The sequence below is a fragment of the Streptomyces sp. NPDC093252 genome (assembly GCF_040683675.1).
Classification (GTDB): Bacteria; Actinomycetota; Actinomycetes; order Streptomycetales; family Streptomycetaceae; genus Streptomyces.
The window spans coordinates 134,416-151,133 of the sequence record NZ_JBFBEM010000016.1 but is presented as its reverse complement, the minus strand read 5'-3'; the positions used below and the strand labels follow the sequence as shown (position 1 = coordinate 151,133).

General features: G+C 65.9%; 13 protein-coding genes and 2 pseudogenes. 7 read left to right on the top strand and 8 right to left on the bottom strand.

What is annotated here, in order from left to right; translation table 11 throughout:
* Positions 1–4: 4 nt before the first annotated feature.
* A complete protein-coding gene (locus tag AB0O01_RS30060; protein ID WP_365318225.1) occupies positions 5–1,156 on the bottom strand; it encodes a hypothetical protein in 1,152 nt (383 codons plus the stop codon).
* 298 nt (positions 1,157–1,454) lie between these two features.
* Here AB0O01_RS30060 and AB0O01_RS30055 point away from each other — a divergent pair, with 298 nt between their 5' ends.
* From AB0O01_RS30055 to AB0O01_RS30045, 3 genes and pseudogenes are all read left to right on the top strand, one after another.
* Positions 1,455–1,838: a hypothetical protein gene (locus AB0O01_RS30055; protein ID WP_365318223.1), complete on the top strand. Its 384-nt coding sequence runs from the start codon at positions 1,455–1,457 to the stop codon at positions 1,836–1,838.
* Positions 1,839–2,261: 423 nt separating this feature from the next.
* Positions 2,262–2,744 carry an integrase core domain-containing protein gene (locus AB0O01_RS30050; protein ID WP_365318222.1) on the top strand — a complete coding sequence of 161 codons (483 nt, stop codon included), beginning with the start codon at positions 2,262–2,264 and terminating at the stop codon, positions 2,742–2,744.
* Between the two features lie 220 nt (positions 2,745–2,964).
* A pseudogene (locus AB0O01_RS30045) lies at positions 2,965–3,486 on the top strand (site-specific integrase); the annotation flags it as partial.
* 44 nt (positions 3,487–3,530) lie between these two features.
* Here AB0O01_RS30045 and AB0O01_RS30040 read toward each other — a convergent pair.
* On the bottom strand, positions 3,531–4,001 hold the full coding sequence (locus AB0O01_RS30040; protein WP_365318401.1) for a hypothetical protein: 471 nt from the start codon (positions 3,999–4,001) through the stop codon (positions 3,531–3,533).
* A 292-nt stretch (positions 4,002–4,293) separates the two neighbouring features.
* Positions 4,294–4,725 carry a hypothetical protein gene (locus AB0O01_RS30035; protein WP_365318220.1) on the bottom strand — a complete coding sequence of 144 codons (432 nt, stop codon included), beginning with the start codon at positions 4,723–4,725 and terminating at the stop codon, positions 4,294–4,296.
* A 918-nt stretch (positions 4,726–5,643) separates the two neighbouring features.
* Between AB0O01_RS30035 and AB0O01_RS30030 the strand changes: the two genes are divergently transcribed.
* From AB0O01_RS30030 to AB0O01_RS30020, 3 genes and pseudogenes are all read left to right on the top strand, one after another.
* Positions 5,644–6,225 (top strand): recombinase family protein, encoded by a 582-nt coding sequence (locus tag AB0O01_RS30030; RefSeq protein ID WP_365318218.1) that lies wholly within the window; start codon positions 5,644–5,646, stop codon positions 6,223–6,225.
* A 440-nt stretch (positions 6,226–6,665) separates the two neighbouring features.
* A pseudogene (locus tag AB0O01_RS30025) lies at positions 6,666–7,355 on the top strand (DUF5655 domain-containing protein); the annotation flags it as partial.
* 493 nt (positions 7,356–7,848) lie between these two features.
* The gene (locus tag AB0O01_RS30020; RefSeq protein WP_365318217.1) at positions 7,849–8,700 is read left to right on the top strand and encodes a hypothetical protein; all 852 of its coding nucleotides are present in this window, start codon (positions 7,849–7,851) and stop codon (positions 8,698–8,700) included.
* Positions 8,701–8,806: 106 nt separating this feature from the next.
* On the opposite strand, the gene AB0O01_RS30015 is transcribed toward AB0O01_RS30020, so the two are convergent.
* The 5 genes from AB0O01_RS30015 to AB0O01_RS29995 all read right to left on the bottom strand — a co-directional run bounded on the left by AB0O01_RS30015 (position 8,807) and on the right by AB0O01_RS29995 (position 15,030).
* The gene (locus AB0O01_RS30015; RefSeq protein WP_365318382.1) at positions 8,807–9,607 is read right to left on the bottom strand and encodes a phosphoadenosine phosphosulfate reductase; all 801 of its coding nucleotides are present in this window, start codon (positions 9,605–9,607) and stop codon (positions 8,807–8,809) included.
* A 206-nt stretch (positions 9,608–9,813) separates the two neighbouring features.
* Positions 9,814–10,458, bottom strand: a complete 645-nt coding sequence (locus tag AB0O01_RS30010) for a hypothetical protein (protein ID WP_365318216.1) — start codon at positions 10,456–10,458, stop codon at positions 9,814–9,816.
* 194 nt (positions 10,459–10,652) lie between these two features.
* A complete protein-coding gene (locus tag AB0O01_RS30005; protein ID WP_365318214.1) occupies positions 10,653–11,555 on the bottom strand; it encodes a phospholipase D family protein in 903 nt (300 codons plus the stop codon).
* A gap of 2 nt (positions 11,556–11,557) precedes the next feature.
* A complete protein-coding gene (locus AB0O01_RS30000; RefSeq protein WP_365318212.1) occupies positions 11,558–13,426 on the bottom strand; it encodes an ATP-binding protein in 1,869 nt (622 codons plus the stop codon).
* Positions 13,423–15,030, bottom strand: a complete 1,608-nt coding sequence (locus AB0O01_RS29995; RefSeq protein ID WP_365318210.1) for a DEAD/DEAH box helicase family protein — start codon at positions 15,028–15,030, stop codon at positions 13,423–13,425. The genes AB0O01_RS30000 and AB0O01_RS29995 overlap by 4 nt, the downstream gene beginning before the upstream one ends.
* Positions 15,031–15,490: 460 nt before the next feature.
* Here AB0O01_RS29995 and AB0O01_RS29990 point away from each other — a divergent pair, with 460 nt between their 5' ends.
* Entirely contained in the window at positions 15,491–16,666 is a 1,176-nt protein-coding gene (locus tag AB0O01_RS29990) for a cysteine desulfurase family protein (RefSeq protein WP_365318208.1), read from the top strand.
* The last annotated feature ends 52 nt before the right edge of the window (positions 16,667–16,718 follow it).

Genomic DNA, 16,718 nt, shown 5'->3' with positions numbered 1-16,718 from the left:
TGCCTCAGCCCTCAAGAACATCACCCTGGTAGAGGATTCCCGGCATGTAGCCCCTGGCAGGGGACAGATCTCGCCAGTCGAGGTCCCCCTCCTCCACGAACACCTCTCGCCAGTCGTCCTCTTCGTTCATGCTGCGGAACGCCTCGTGCAAGAAGTCGGGGAGCACTTCGTTCTCCCGACGGCCCGGGCGGCGCCGGTCCTCAGGAACCGTCCAGTCTGCTGCGAAAAGAGTGCCGTCGATGTAGAGCGTGGGCTCCTGGTGAGGCCGGTGGCGGGCGAGCAGGCCCAGGATGTCGTCGCGAAGGCCCGCGACTTCGTTGCGCCGGGCCGCCCGTTCCACACGTTGCAGCACCGGCGCCAAGACCCCGAGTGTCACGCCGAGCGCCGCGAAGCCGGCCACGACGTAGTCGCCCAGAATGAGTGGTTCCTGATGGGCGAAGGCGTCCAGGAACGGCGTGTAGTAGGCCAGCACATGTAGGTCCGGGTCGACGGGAAGGTCTATGGCGCGAGGGTCGGCTGTGTCCGGGTCGATCGCTGTCAGACGCATGGGGCTATGGGGGGAGGAGAAGTGCACCGCGCTCGCGTATGCGATCTTCGGTACTTCGCCCTTGATGGTCTTGACTGTCCTCTTCTGCTCCCCCATGGTTTTGCGTAGTTCCTTGGGCAGCGTGCCTGAGCGGCCCTTGGCTTCCGCGACGACATATCCGCCGACGGTCCGCTCTCCGAAGAAGTCGGCCCGGCTCCGGCCGGGGGCGAAGGTGAGCTTGTAGGCGGAGGCGTAGCGGGCGACGTGCATGAAGAACCGGACGGACAGTTCCCTCTCGGCGAAGATCTGGCACATGGCCTGTCCCAGGGTGTAGGACAGCATTCCCTTCTCGGATGGGTCGAGTTCCTGGGCGAGGTCGGTACGTGTGATGCGACGGACCGGATCATCGCTCCAGCTGAGATAGGCGGGCAGGACCGCCACCCTGTGGCACCACTCGTACGCCGCTGACCTCCCGTGCTGGGTTCGGTCGTACGGGGCCCTGCCCGTGATGAACAACGCGCGTGCTAAGTCTTGCGGCAGAACGGGCAGATCCTGCTCGGCGGGGACGCCGGTACCGGCCGGGAAGAGCGTGGCATCGGTGTGCACGTGCGCGGGGCCGTTGAAGAACATCGTCGCCGCTTTCCGGGTTTAGGGACGTCGTATACAGACCGTGCGGATTGTCGTGCCGATCTCTCTCTATCACCCCGGTCCGAAGTCCGCCCCGACATCAGCCGAGACGGGAGCGACCCCGGTAACCCCGGCTCCCTCCCTGCCAGTCTGTGGTGAGACACCCGGTATGCCGGGTTACTCTTCCTGGGCGAGACAGAATCCCTACTCCAGATGACCAGCACGAACGGCCCGATAGGAGTCCGAGGACCCGGGACCGAGACCGACCCACCGCCGTTTCTCCCCGGAGTGCAAGCTGCGCATGGTCGCCGAGTACGACGCCGCCCCGGCCGGCGAGAAAGGTGCAGTCCTGCGCCGTGAGTGGCTGTACCACTCGCACATCATGGAGCGGCCGGCCGCCCGGGATGCCGCGGGCCTGGCCGCTCTGCCGGACCGGTGCACCAGCCCGGCCCGGCCCAAGAAGGCCGGGGAAGCAGCCGAGCTGGAACGGCTGCGCAAGAAGGTGGCCCGGCTGGAGAAGGACCTGGCCAGGCAGGATGCCGCGCTGCAGGTGCTGGGAGAAGCCTCCGCGCTCTTGGAACCGCTTGCCGAGAGCGCGGACTGGCCGATGCCGCAGACCCGATGCTGGACGAGGCGTTCACCGGCATCAAGACGCAGTTGGGCACGGCCGCGGCCTGTCGGCTGACCGGTTGCTCGCGGGCCACGCACTACCGGCACCTCAAGCCCCGCCCGCCGGTGGAGCCGAAGCCGCGGCCGACGCCGCCCTGTCGGGAGACGAACGGGCCGCAGTCCTTGAACTGTTGAACCGGCCGGAATACGCCGAGCTGCCGCCTGCCCAGGTCTGGGCGCGGGAACTGGACGCCGGGACCTACTGGTGCTCGCCCTCGACGATGTACGGATCCTGCGGGCCGCCGGACAGAACGGCGACCGTCGGCGCCAGGCCACCACCCGGCCACGGTCAAGCTGGAGCTGGTCGCCGACGGGCCGTCGCAGGTGTGGTCGTGGGACATCACCAAGCTGCGCGGACCGGGCAAGGGCGACTGGTACCACCTGTATGTCCTCATCGGCCTCTACAGCCGCTACGTGACCGACTGGACCGTCGCGGCCCGTGAACGACAGCAGAGTCGCCGAGGAGCTGATCCGCACCGCCATCGACCGCAACGGCGTCGTGCCCCACACCGTGCACGCCGACCGGGGCACCTCGATGACTTCCAAGCCGGTCGCCCAGTTCCTGACCGATCTCGGCGTCACCCGCTTCCACTCCCGGCCGAAGACCTCCAACGACAATCCCTACAGCGAGGCCCACTTCAAGACCATCAAGTACAGCGGAGACTTCCCCGAGCGGTTCGGCTCCCTGCAGCACGCCCGCGATTGGTGCGACGGTTCACTCACCTACCACAACCACGAGCACCGGCACTCGGCGATGGGCCTGCACATTCCGGTCGGCGTCCACTTCGGCACCGCCGACCTGGTGCGTCAACAGCGAGCGGTCACCCTCGCCCAGACGTATGCGGCCCACCCAAACGTTTCGGCCGCCGACCCCACCCCCCGAAACTGCCCACGGCCGTGTGGATCAACGAACCCGGCCTAAGACAGAACCTCAGAAGCAGAACTCATAGCCTCAAACTGTCTCATTTGACTTGACAGGCTCCGAGGCGCCCGGCGGCGGCCACGACCTCACCGTACTGCGCGGCGAGCACGTCCACCGCTTCGTCGCGGACCTACGCAACCGCGAATGCCCCGGCCCCGCCTTCCGCAGCCAGGCCCGCCTGGACGGCAAAAGGGCGAAGGTATCCGAGAACTCGCGCCGCATGGTGTTCAACTACGGCCGGTCCCTGCTGCGCGGCGCACTGGACCGCGGCAGCGCCGAGAGAATCGGCCTGGACCGCGCCTTCATCGCCGCCATGCCGGTCGGCGGCCCGGGCACGCCTCGCAGCCGCAACCCCTTCCCCGACGAAGTCGCCCGTGCGCTTGCGGACGAGGCCAATCTGCAGCAGCTCGCCGACGGCTACGACCAGCACGACCGCGGCCTGAGGGACATGTGGGAGACCATCATCGTCACTGGCCGGCGAGCCAGCGAGGTCATCCAGCTCCGCTTGGACTACGTCGGCCGCTACGGCGGGCTGCCCACTCCCGCTGAGCGCGCTCAACTGGCGCTGTTCCCCACCGGCATCCTCAATCTCGACGGTTGCCGCGCCCTGTCCTACACCTGGTTCCACACAGGATTCCGCAGCTGGCTCGCCGACCTCGACTTCGGCGGACACTGCGTTGCCCATCAGGCCCGGCACTCGCTTGCCACCCGGCTGCTGCGGCACGGCGCGCCCCTGACCCACATCCGCCGCTACCTCGGCCAGGTCTCCGACCGTATGGCCGAGCATTACGTCCGCCTGACCAGCGCCGACCTGGACAACGTCCTCCAGCACGTCTGGGTCGCCGGACCGGGCACCGCCCACCCCGGCGACCCCTCACCAGTGACACCACCCCTCTCACCGGCGAACAGGCTCAGACCCTGGCCATCTACCTTTCTCGCCGCAGCACCCTCGCCGAGGGCGGCTTCTGCACCTTCCAGCCTGTCGTCGACGGCGGCGCCTGCCCCTGGAACCTCGACTGCCACAACTGCGACAAGTACGTCCTGTCCGGCGCCGACCTGCTCTACTGACGGCGCAAACGCGAACAGTGGCGACTGCTGGCCAAAGGAGCCCTCGACGACGCCACTACCGAGTACCTCCACCGCTACTTCGAACCCACCGCCCGCGCCATCGACGGCCTGGAGAAGGCGCTGGCCGGCCTCGGGCTCCTCGACGACGCCCTCGCCCTGGACCTCCGCAAGCTCCAGGACTACTTCCACCGCGTGTGGTCCACCGCCTTCCGCGCCGCTGACCTCGCCGACGCGGGCAGCGACGAGCAGGACGAGTACAGCGATACGTGCACAGCCGAGGACCCAGCCCCCGAACAGGACATCGCATGAACACCGCCGCTGTTCCCGCACCGCGCACGGCCGCAGCGCTGGCGGACCGCCGCCAGTGGACCGAAGCCGCCCTCCACTGTGTCCAAGCGGCCATCGCCCGGCTACGGCGTGAGAAGACCCAGGGCAGCGTTGCCGCCGTCGCCCACCGCGCGGACGTCTCCCGCACCTTCCTCTACGACAACCTGGAGCGAGAGCCGTCGTCGCCACTGCCACGGCTGAGGCCAGCGAACGCCGCGCCCGGACGGTCGCTGAGCAGGACGACGAACGCGACGCAACCTGGCGCGAACGCGCGCTGAACGGCGAGGAGAGCCGTAAGGCTGCCCACACCGAGATCCTCGCTCAGCGGACACGCATCGGTGAACTCCTCGGCCATGTAAGCAACTTGCAAGCCTAATGGACTGAGGAGATCATCCAACGGATCACCGCCGAGAACACATCCCTCAAGCAGCGAGTCCGTCAACTCACGGCCAGCAACCGCACCCTCGACGAACGGCTGAGGGCTGCCCGGTCCAACCTCCGTTTCCAGGACCGGCGCATCGCCGACCTCGAAGCCCGTATCGCCGACGCGACGTCCACGACCTGATCTGTCCAGCAGCCAGCTCACGGCCCGTCCACTGTCCCGGTGGATGGGCCGCCTCGCGAAAGCACCCCGACGAGAGAGCTGCACGGAACCCTGACGCGGCCTGGCCGCAGCCTCATCCCCCTGTTCTGCGCGTCCGCCGATGCCTCTACGATTAGTTTTCAGCAACCCAATAACTGCATCCGGATCCTCTTAAATTGAGTCAGGGACAAGCGGCACACCCTCTCTGGCCAAAGCCGCCTCACGGGTGCAACCATCAGCTCGACGCACTACGGGGGTGCACCGAGGACCTGGCGTTCATTGTCACTACGCATGAAAAGCAACGTATTCTAGAAGGTGGCTGCCGTGATCCATTATCATGTCGGATCGGAAACATCGTCTGGCGGACGATCCGTTGACTGCTTGATGCGACGCCAGGAAGCGGCATCCAGAAAAGAGGGGCGCGCAGGCGAACGGATCGCCCTGCACGAGGCCATCTCTTGCATTCGTCTCGGAGTGGGCAACCGTCTATGGGTCCCGTCCGAGAGCCATCTAGGGGATCGGGTGACTCGGGCCATCATCTGCGCTGAGATCATGGCAGGCGGAAACTCCATCACTATTGGGGACCAGGTGTACGCACCTGACTCCAAGCGAGATGAACTGCTCGATCTGGCCTACAAGGCAGCCGTGGAACGGCATCGACTGCTGCCAGCGCTTGGCGGTGGGGCGAAGTCCGATGCGTACATCTCCCCAGGCTGGCCCACAGAAGAGGAGTGTGCCCGCCTAGCACACAAGCTGACCCGAGGAATGGGGTACTCCCAGGCACAAGCATCCCGAATCATCGAATTAGCTGATGGCTATGAGCGACCTCACGTGTGGTCCCGCCAGGGCATTGACCGACTCCTTTGGGATAGATCCTGCGGGAAAAAATGGGGCCGGTTTGAGTATTTCCAGACATCGCGCATGGACGTGCTCCTCGAAGGGAGAAGGTGCCTGCCTCTCGCTGATATGGACTGCATGGGGGTAATCGGTTCTATAGAGGAAGCTGAGAACTACGACTCCTCCCTCAGTGAGCCGCACAGTTTTGTATTCCCGCCCAGTGAATTGCCCTTGACGCTTCAGGTGATCCTGGATGCAGGGTCTTTTCGCACACTTTTCATTTCTGAACCCAAGTCGCACTTCTCTTCTGGCATGCAGCGCGCGGTTTTCTTTGACCTAGCTCTCTACCGAGGCGTGCAGGTGGTGGAGAAAGGAATCCACGTGACTGCCGCCGTCGGGAACCCACACGACGACCGGATACTGAGAGAGGGCACGGAGTTGTGCGTCGCCCTCCGCGCCCACAGCAATGCCACCATCACAGACGAGACCCGGTCCCGTTCCCACGCCAGGAAGGTAGCAACCGACCGCCACGCTCGAGGGAACTCGCTCCGCGAGATTGCCACCCACCTCAACAAGGAAGCCATTCCGACCCTCAGCGGGACGGGACGCTGGTCACCCAGCGCGGTGAAGAAGCTTCTGGATTCCGGGCCGGAGACCCACCAATGAGACGCCATGGCCGCGAAGCACGTCAGCGCAAAGCGCTCGCCCGGCTCCGGCAACAGGCCAACGAAACGCTCTCGCCCCACGCCCAACAACGGGCCCGCGAACTGGGCTTCCACGAAAGCGACGTCCTCCGATGCGTCATCTCGCCCGAGCAGACCTACGGCGGCGCCCCCCAGCACCCCAAGGGTCGGCGCACCTTTCAACGGCGCGACTGCGCCTGCATCATCGATACCACTCACCGCATCGTCGTCACCGTTCTCCTGCGGCACGCCGAACCGTGGCGGCACGGCACCCACACACGCCGCACAATGCCGTCCAGCAACTTGCCCTGTCCGGAGCCGGATCGTCTCGCGAGACCACCTGGATAAGTTGGGGCAGCGGCCTCAAGTCATCGTCACGGACGTGTAGTTTATGGATCGTCGCAGTTCAGAGCCGATGTCCGAGCTCCTGCGGTCGGCAAAGTCGAGTACAAGCGGGCGACCGACTCGGGGGTGATCCACCAGGGGCGGTACTACCTCTCCTGGCTGGTGGACCACCGTGACGAGTTCCAGCGTCTGGTCCGCGACCGGCTCGGCGCGAAGGCCGCGGCCCGGGTGCTGTGGAGTAGTCCCCGGCTGATCTGCGTGGCCGGGGACTACACCCGGTACGACGTCCAACGCCAGCGGGAGCACCGCCGGAGCATCCACCTCGTCCGCTACCGCCTCTACGGCGACGGTCACATCGGGCTGGAGACCGTCGCGTCCATCCACGGGCACGCTGTCGGCGTCCGTCGCCGGACCGGCAGCCGTGTGAGCGGCCCGGCGCACTCCGGCCCCGGTACGGCCGGGGCGGCGATGTCTCACTTGGCAGGTGCACTGGACGAGGTGCTGCTCGGGCTGGGCGGTGATGTTGCCTGATGCAGCGCAAGCAGTACACGGCGTACCGGCGGTTGCGGAACTTCGTGTGTGTTCCGCCGGTGCGGCAGGCAAAGATTCTCGCGTATGCCAAGGTCGAGCCGAAGGGTGTGGATCTCGTGCCCGGATTCATGCGGGACGTGACGGGCCTGGGCCATCACGGCACCGGGGACCTGGAGGTCCGGGCGCGACCTGGAGCGAGCGGCCGACCTGTTTCGTCTGGCCAACGCCCGGGTGTAGCCGTGGTGGACGCCGGGAGGCGCTGCGACTGGTCGCAGGTGTGGGGTGTATGTGTGGCGTTGCGGGTGCCTCTTGTCGGAGGATGGGTCTGGGCGGCGGTGGAGCAATCAATTCTCCGGGGGTTTCCCGGGGGGTGAGTGAGGAATTGGGCTGTTCAGGCCGCTAGGGTCGCCGTCATGGTGTCGTACGCGTCCTCCTTTATCTACTACGCGGACTCCACCAACAGTCCTCTGCTTCACCGGAAACACGAGTGCCACGCCGAGGATGATCCCAACGCTCCCAAGTCCCGCCGGCTCACAGGCGCCGAGGTACGCGCTGGCCTCTACGAGAGCCCACACTTGATCGGCACGTAAGAGGACCTGGAGCCCGAACCCGCATGCCGCAGAAGGGCGTTGCGAGTACACCGTCTTGTGCGGCGCACCACCAGCACCTGGGAGCCGCGCGGACCATCTGCACCGGAGCGATTGCCAGCGGCGTGTGTCACGCTGCACTCATGACCACTACCCGGATGGAGGGCGCCTGCCTGCCCTCGTACCGCACCCTGGCAACCCTGGCGCTGTCCGAGCCAGGGGAGCACGTCGGCGAACTCACCGACTGGGTGGAGCATGCCTCCGTGGTCTCCGGCGTTCCCGGGGCGCAAAACAGCTGGGACGCCGCCTACAAGTGGCTGCGCCTCGCGCAGGGACTGCGTACGGTGACGTTCGACATGTCGTACGACGGCGGCGGCATGTGCTCGGCCGGCCTCGACTTCGACGCCGTCTGGACCGAGATGATGGAGGAGTGGCAGCAGCACCAGGTCCGTCTTGGCTACCTGCGCGGAGCGCTTGAAGGATTTGTCCGGCTGCTACACCCGGGCACCACGGAGCCTGGACTGGCCGTCGAAGCAGCAGAACAGCGGCTGCACCACCACGGCGACGCATGGCTGCTGCACGCACGCGCGGTCGCCGACCATTTGCGGACGCATGCCTCGGACGGGGTGCCGGGCGCCAACGCGCCAGTGGCGGCAGCGGTGACTCAGGCGATTGCCCTGCATGAGATGGCCGTCCGGGGCCGCGCCGCCATCCCCGAGCCGGACAGTGACCCGGACGGGAACGTCCTTCCCACCGGGCACGGCGAGGTCTGCGCGGTCAAGGAAGCCTCCACGGTGCTGCTGCTGGGAATCCAGCTGCTTATGGCGGCAGCGGTGCAGGAGGACCGGGTCGCCGTCTTCGACGACAAGTACCTTATTGACGGCATGTGGATTCCCGACGCCTCGGGCGGCAGCCGCTGGGTGGATGAAGAGATGCCCTACGCCGAGTACCTCGCCGTTCTCCACCTTCAGCCCGGGGAGCCGCCCGAGCTCTGACCATGGGCTGTGCCCCGAGGCGAGCAGGTCAGCAGCCCGGGGGCAAACGACGGTGGGCCCGAATCCATGGGTTCGGGCCCACCCGTCGTGACCTGCCCGACACGTATCAGGTCATGCACCAGCCGGAGTCGCATGCACCTTCATCCTCATCGGCGTCGCCCTCCCTGGGGCTGTCGTCGGGGATGGCTTCAGTGAGCGGGATCCCGTACCTCGTGAGATAGACGGCATCCCGCCCGAGAGCGGCCCGCCGTCGATTGATTGTCTCCTCCAGCCGGACCGACTGAGCGAACAACTCGGGCTCGTGCTGACGCTGGTGGCGCCAGGCACCGACGGTGCGGAATGGGCAGAAGAAGCAGGAGCTTTTCGGCGGCACCGGCAGGCCGGCCTCGGCGATGATGCGCTCGCAGTCGTCCCGGCGCAGGCCGAGGTCGAGGAGGGGGTACTCGATGACCTCGTGGGCTTCCCGCCGCCTGCGGTTGGCGCGATGGATTTCGTCGACCGAAATGCCAATGCCGACCGCAGCCGGCTCCTCCGCAGTGGCGCCATGCTCCCGAAGCCACCGTCCGACGACCTTGATCTTGAAGTCGGCAGTGCAGTTGCGGCGGCCAGGAGCGCCGTTGGCCATGCGAACCGGTATGGGGATCGACCGGGTGTCCGGACGGTTCAGCCGCTGCATGAGCGTTTCGGTGGCCCCGTCGCGTCGGCGCCGCTTGAGTTCCTGAACATCCAGACCCGCACGTGCGGCGTACGGGACAGCGACCTCGCGAACGTACGCGAGGGTCGCCGGATGCTCGCTGTCGTTGCCGACGTTGGCGAACAGAAAGGTCCCGAAGTCGATCTCTCGCTGAGCGGCCAGCACAAGCAGGGCTGTGCTCTGGACACCGCCTCCGTACGAAACGATCCTCATTGGAGGGCGGTCGGGCTCCTGGGAAGCGGCCTGGAAGATGGAGTCGGCGGGATCGGCGTGGTTGGCTCCGAGGGGCTGCTGCAAGAGCGACATGTGAGAGACAATATGGATAGACTCTCGTGGGATCAAGTGTTTCTCTCTTGCTGCTAGCGAACAGGGCAACAGCCGTCCGTAGGCGTTGGCATTCGTTTGGCGGGATCGACGGTTTAGCGTTGAGGCTTGATGACGACGGAGAAACCCTGGGCCAGCACCGACGCGAGGAACTCGGCAGCGGCGGTTTGATCGGCAGCGGAGAAGGCCTGGGCGCCGGGCAGAGGCTCTTGGAGTGCGGGCGTGGCAGGGGTGCAATGCTTGCGTCCGCGAAATTTCTGCGGGGTGCGTTGCCCTGCGCGGAGCCTGGTGACCTCGGCAGGGACGACCGTCCGCTGCCGTTGTCGCGCGTCGGTGAGGATGGTCTCCAGGAGCCAGAGAGGGGAACCGGAGAGCATCAAGTCGGCCTCGGCGATCTGCCGACGGTTGCGCCACCGGGATATGGCCTGGGCGTCCTTGCCGAGGACGCGGCCAACTTCCTGGATGCCGAGGACGACAGGTAGGTGCTCCTTGTCCTGCACGTCGTAGCCCTCAATGATCCCAGCCCTGTAGGCCACCAGTTGTTGCTTATCAGCCTGGCGGTCGCCGCCGGAGATCTGCAGCACCGTCGTCAGCAGCCAGTACGGATTGCCCGAAGCAACCAGGTCAGGCTCTGGGAGTGTGCCTTCTGTGCGCCATTTCTGTGACGTCTGGCGCTCAACTTTGAAGAGGGAGGCAACCTCAGTGTGCCCAAGCAGGTACGGGACCCGGGCTTGAGACATGAGCACCTTCCCCGTACCAACGTTCCTGCCAGGTGACTGCCACGTGGGCACTGCCACCTCGCCATGCTGTCTGCAGAGATCCTAGGCGGCCCTGCGGGCAACCCCGTTGCATCTGGCCGGAGGACGTCGGTGGTGGCTCGCTGGGAAGCGCGGTGCCTTCCCCCCCCGAGGCCATTGTGAGTACCGCTGCCTGGCTAGGACAGCTCCTGTCCGTGCCGGATCTCCCATGTCCCGATGTCTGTGTAGAAGCGGCCGAAGTGGCGAAGCCATGCCGCGATGGTCTCGGTGGTCCTTCGTGCCCGCTCATCGGTCATACCGATCTGCTCTTGAAGTGCCTGCTGCAACTCCACATTGGTCAGGCGGTCACCGGCCACGAGCGTCTGGAGGGCGGGGATCTCCCGCAGTCGGCTTTCGATCAAGTCCGAAAACTCCGTCTCGGACAGGCCGGCCGGAACGCCTAGGAGCGCGAGGTCGCGCACGATGGCTGCTTCGACGGAGCGCCCGAACTGTGCCCGCCCGCAGTAGTACGGGTAGAGGGCGTCCGGGCGTCGTGTGACGGGATACCAGCTTCGATGGGCTGCCTCTCGTGGCTGGTCAGAGGGGGTCGGGTGTTGCTCTCTCAGCAGTTCGGCCTGACTTTTGACCAAGGCCGCCATGTGGGGAGTTGCCTCGACCGCCCGGGCTTCGATCTCTGTGAGTACCCGGACGATTTCGGGGTGGGCGGAGGGCGCCTCCACCAGGACCTCGATGTTGGGGCTGGCGGCGCGGCCGGTTGCCTTCCCTGTCAGGTTGGCGGATCCGATCAGGCAGCGCTCGCCGGTGAGGTACAGCTTGGCGTGCAGGGTCGGGCAGAGCGCGATACGCAGCCTTTTGTCCTCTTCGGTGAGCTCGATGATTTCGGGATCGGATACCCCGGCTGCCACCTCTTCGGGGACCCAGCGCGTGATGCACTCGATGTTCTCGACGGTGGTGGGGGCGGCGGACAACGTGGCCGCAAGAACTTCTCGCTTGACGAAGGGCGCCACGAGGATTACTCGTCCGTTGGCGCCTGTCATCAATTCTTCGATCTGCCGCCAGATGTGGCCAGATTCGGGCACGCTCAGTCGCCCTTCCCGTCTACGAAGTCGCGGGCGTACCGGCCCCACTCGCGCCGCGCGTCGGCGATACGCTCGCGGTCGCGGTCGGGGTAGGTCTCGTCTTCCATCCGGGCCCAGGAAAAAAGCAGCAGCTTGAAGGTGTCTGCGGCACGGTCAAGTCGACTACGCAGCTCGTTGGCGTCGGCCTCCTCGGGGACGTCTTCCAGGACGGCCATGAGCTGGGCGTGCAGCGGATGCTTCACATTGAAGATCACCTGCAGCATGCCAGCCATGAGGTCGATGCTGAAGAAGGCGGAGGTGTCCTGGAAACTGGAGATCCACCGTGCGCGGAGCTCCTTCTCCAGGGCCTCTTCGACCATGGTCTGGGCGGTGTCCTCGTCGAGGTGGTGTCGCTGGGTGAGGGCCTCGACCTGTTCCTGCCGCTTGGTCTCCGGGGTCGATCCCTCGTCGAGCTCGTCGGTTTTGCCGGTGTAGCCCTCCTCGCTGCGGCGCTTGACGGCATCCGTGACCTTGGAAGCGACGTCATCGTCATGCCGCTTCTTGCTCTTGCGCGTCCCGATCGTCTGCTGCTTCAGCTGCCGCCGGATGGCCGGCAGCAGCTTCTCTTCCAGGTAGAGCACGAGGTCGATCAGAGGAAGACGCGGATCGCCGAGTTCGGCAAGCCGCTCCTTGAAACCTTTGAAGGATTCACCGGCCTCGGCGTGGGCCTTCCAGTCGAAATGGGAGAGGGAAGAGAAGACGGTGGCGCTCTGCTTGTTGTTGGTCACACCGAAGATGGGGTCGAGGTCCGGCGGGAACTCTACCTCGATGCCCCACCACCGCTCCGTCGGGTCGTATCCGATGGCCCACGAGGCGTCAAGGTCCAGTTCCCTGCCCTGACGGACGAGCGAGATGCCGACGTTGCGCCGGGCGTGTTTGCCCCACGGCAGGATGCCGGAGTCGGTCGTACGGCTGATGCTGTCTGGCCATGGGTGGCCCTCGACGTCGGCACGGCGGGCTTCCGGGCGGGCGATGGAGGCCCGGACCGTGATGTTGTGCCGCTTGCCCTCGTGGAGCACGGGAAAGTGCGTGACTCCGGGCTCGGACTCGCTGCCCATGGAGAAGGGCATGAACATCGGCTTGTTGGGGAACGGCTCCGGTGTGGAGGTCGGCGTCATCAGGTAGAGCGGATCGTTGGGCACGGCGTGATACTCGCCCTCCACGACCTTGCCCTCGCGGACGGGGGCCATTCGGATGTCGACGCGTCCCTTGTCGAGGTAGTGCCGGTACACGCGGCCGATCAGGTCGGCGGTGTTCTTGAGGGTGGCCGCGGCCCCGTACCAGTTGACCTTGTCCAGGTTTGTCCAGACGACGAGCGTGCCGGTGTCACCGAGCCCGTCGCTCAGAGTCCGCCAATAGTCGGGCAGCGGGTCGTGTGTGGGATCGGGAACATCGTCGATCAGCCCCTTTTCGATCTCTTCGAGGCTGAGATGGGTATGCATGGCGTTGCCCGCACCGTTCGTCCAGGACCAGACATCCAGGCGGGTGCACTGCGACATGCTGGAGTTGGGCAGACCCATGCCGAAACGGCCGATACGGTCGGGGTCGGCACCTTGTCCGTCACCGTATTTGAGGGCACGCCGCAGCTGCGGGGGCTCCATGCCGTGACCGTTGTCGAGTACTGCGATGGTCTCCACGCGGTGGCTGGTCCGGGAGCCAACCCGAACGGGGTTCTCGCAGGCAAAGACCTCCACGAGATTGGCCTTGGCGTCGATGCTGTTGTCGATCAGTTCGGCGAGCGCATAGGCGGTGTTCTTGTAGCCGCTGTCTCGCATGGCCTTGACGGTCAGCGCAGGACTGACGATCCGGTAGTTGCTGCCGTCGCTGGTCACGCTGTCTCCCATACGTCTTCCCAGTTGGTGAATGCTTCGGCGACGTCGCCGAACCCGGGGAGCCCCGGGTTCACGACGGTCACGATTTCGCAGGTGTCCGTGCCGCCGGCCTTCGGGCCGCGGATGACGCGGCCGACCATCTGGCTGTACAGCACGAGGGACTTGGTCGGGCGGGCAATCACGGCCGCGCTGGCTGCCGGTGCATCGAAGCCGGTCGTCAGGACGCCGAAGTTGCACAGGACCATGGGGCGCCGACCGGACCCCTTGAATCGCGAGATGACCTGGCCGCGGTGCCGGGGCGAGGACTCGCCCGTCACGAACTCGGCATCGAAGCCGGCAGCGGACAGTACCGCTGCGATCAGTCGGCAGTGGTCCACGGAGGCGGCGAACACCAGGATGCGCCGATGCTGCTGCTGGAGCAGTTCCGTGATCGTCTGGATGATCTTGAGATTCCACTGCTCGTCGCACGCGAGTTCGGCCATCATGGCGGCAGGGATGTCGAAGGACCGTGCAAGGAGCTGCTGGTCCCGGGCAGACAGATGTATACCGGCCTCGGAGGCAACCGTCCGCATCACCGGCTTGGCCAGGTAGCCCTGGTCGATCAGTGCTGTGACCGGGTTGGTGTAGCCCTGGATCTCCAGCATGACCTTTTGCCGGGAGAAGTAGTCGGAGAGCTCCTCGTCCTTGGAAATGTCGGCCCACGTGCGCCCCGGGGTAGCGGTCAGCCCTAGCAGGCTCGCATCATGACGGATCGTCAGTTCATCGACCACCCGCTGGAACGTGGGTGCGATAATCTGATGGGCCTCGTCGAAGACGGTCAGAGTGCTGCGTGCGGCGAGGATGGCAAGGAACTGCGGTTTCGACTTGGCCGTTGAAGCGGCCTTCTCAAGGCCGAGCACGACCAGTCCGTCGGCCATCCCCGCAAGCTCTGCCGGGGCGTTGCCCCAGACCCGCAGGACGGGGAGCGGGCGGTCGCCGACCTTCGTCCAGGCGCGTTCGAATTCGACGGCTGCCTGCTCCAGCAGCTCCTGCCCGTGAGCCAGCCACACCACCACCGTGGGCTCGTGCTGCCGCAGGTGATCACAGATCAGGCTCATGCCCGTGCGCGTCTTGCCCACGCCCGTGGGAAGGTGCAGCACCGTCCGCCGAGAGCCGTCGTACAACCGTTCCTTGACCCGTGCTGCCGCGTGGCGCTGATGCGGGAACAGGCTGTACTCCGGGCCCGTCTCCTGCTTGAACGCGGGTGGGAGGGATGGCACCCGGTCGATCGTGAAGCCGAAGAACTCCAGCAACTCGCGGCGCTCGTCGGCCGTCCACTTCAGGCTCTGCAGGTAGTCCAGCGGCGCCTGTTCGTCCCCAGGTGAGCCCAGACGCTGAGCCAACTCCGCCTGCTTCGGGCCCGGAACCAGGGCGACCAGGGCGGTACGCTCAGCAGCGTCGGTGACCAAACGTTCGGCGTCGATGGCGATTGGGGCAACGACCCGAAGGCGGTCGTCACCCGCTGTGCCGCCCTCGATCAGGTCTAGGAGAGCGCACAGTTGCTCGCCGAGATGCCCCCGGATGTACGCCATCGGCGCATCCGCGAGGAGCGCCTTGAAGGACATCCCCGGTGACCAGGTTGTCACTGCCCCACCTGCCCGGCGGCAGGCTCTGGCGCGTACGCGTGCGTGGCCGAAGCAGCTGTCGTCATGAACTTCCACCCCCGTTTGGGCACGTCAAGCAGCCCCCAACGTGCACAGCGACTGCGACGTTGCAGCGTGCCGACCACCCTAATCGGGGCCACTGACAACAGGAGCCCCATCAAGCGAAAAGCCCAGCCAGGAGCGGCAATTGGTCCGTGCGATGGGGGGCGAAACGGATCTCGCGGGAGAGTCTGCGCACTTTAATGGAATGTTTATTCGATAAATGGCCTGCGACACCACGCGTTCGAGTCATTGAGGGAGTGGATCTTGGCTCGCGGTTAAGATCGCGGCGAGCTACTGGTGGAACCCCGGGCGCGTGACGAGGCTTCCACCAGTAGCAGTACATTGGTGTGCGACACGAGCGAGGCGGGGGTGGCTAACGATGAGCGAGTCGGATGGTCCGGATTCATCCTATTTTGACTACAATGCCACCGCTCCGATCCGGCCCGAGGCCCGCGCGGCCGTCATCGAGGCCATGCAGTCAGTCGGCAATGCCTCAAGCATGCACCACCCTGGACGGCAGGCGGCTCATCGAGTCGATGTCGCCCGTCGGCAGCTAGCCGACCTCCTCGGCTGCTCGCCCGGCGAGATCATCTTTACCTCCGGCGCGACCGAAGCGAACAATCTGGCCCTGCGGTCCGCGTTCACCGCCGGAAGTCCCCTGGTCACAAGCCCTGTTGAGCATCCGGCTGTGCTGGAGACGGCCCGCACTGTCACCGCAGGAAGCCCCGAAGATCTTGTGCTCCTGCAGGTCGGTGGCGACGGCCTGGTGGATCTGGACGGCCTGGAAGAGGTCCTTGTCGCGCGTTGTGGGGGAGTGGTTTCCCTGATGGCGGCGAACAATGAGACCGGTGTCTTCACTGATCTCCGCGTAGTTGCCAAGACGGCATCGGAAGCCGGTGCACTCGTCCACACAGACGCCACACAGCTCATCGGCCGCGTCCCTGTGGACGTTGCCGAGCTCGACGTCGACCTATTGTCGCTGTCGGCCCACAAGTTCGGCGGACCGCAGGGAATCGGTGCCCTGTATGTGCGGCGCGGGACCCCACTCCCGCACCGGCCGCTCCTTGTAGGCGGTGGACAGGAGAGAGGTTGGCGTGCGGGCACGCTGAATGTGGCTGGGATCATCGGCATGGGAGCAGCAGCTGAGGCTGCGTCGCACGGAATCGACGAGGAGGCCGCTCGAGTCGCAGCCATGCGTGACCGCCTTGAACGCCTGATCGCCGGCGCCCTGCCCGACTGCCGTATCAACGGTCGACGCGATCAGCGTCTGCCAGGTGTGACGAGCGTTACTTTCCCTGGGGTGCCTGCGGACGCGGTCCTGGCGGCTATGCCCGACGTCGCGGCCTCGGAGGGTAGTGCCTGCGCGTCCGGCGCTCCGACGCCGAGTCACGTGCTCCTGGCGATGGGGCTGTCTCGGGCGGATGCCGACAGCACGATCCGATTCTCGCTGGGCTACGCCACTACGGAAGCCGAGGTCGAGCACGCTGCGCAGGCCGTCATACGTGCTGTGACGCAGGTTCGGGCCGTGCTGGCCGGAGCAGACGGTCCCCGCTGACCGCTACCCCATTCACCAGCCTCATTAGAGCAATCGCATTAGACACAGAGAG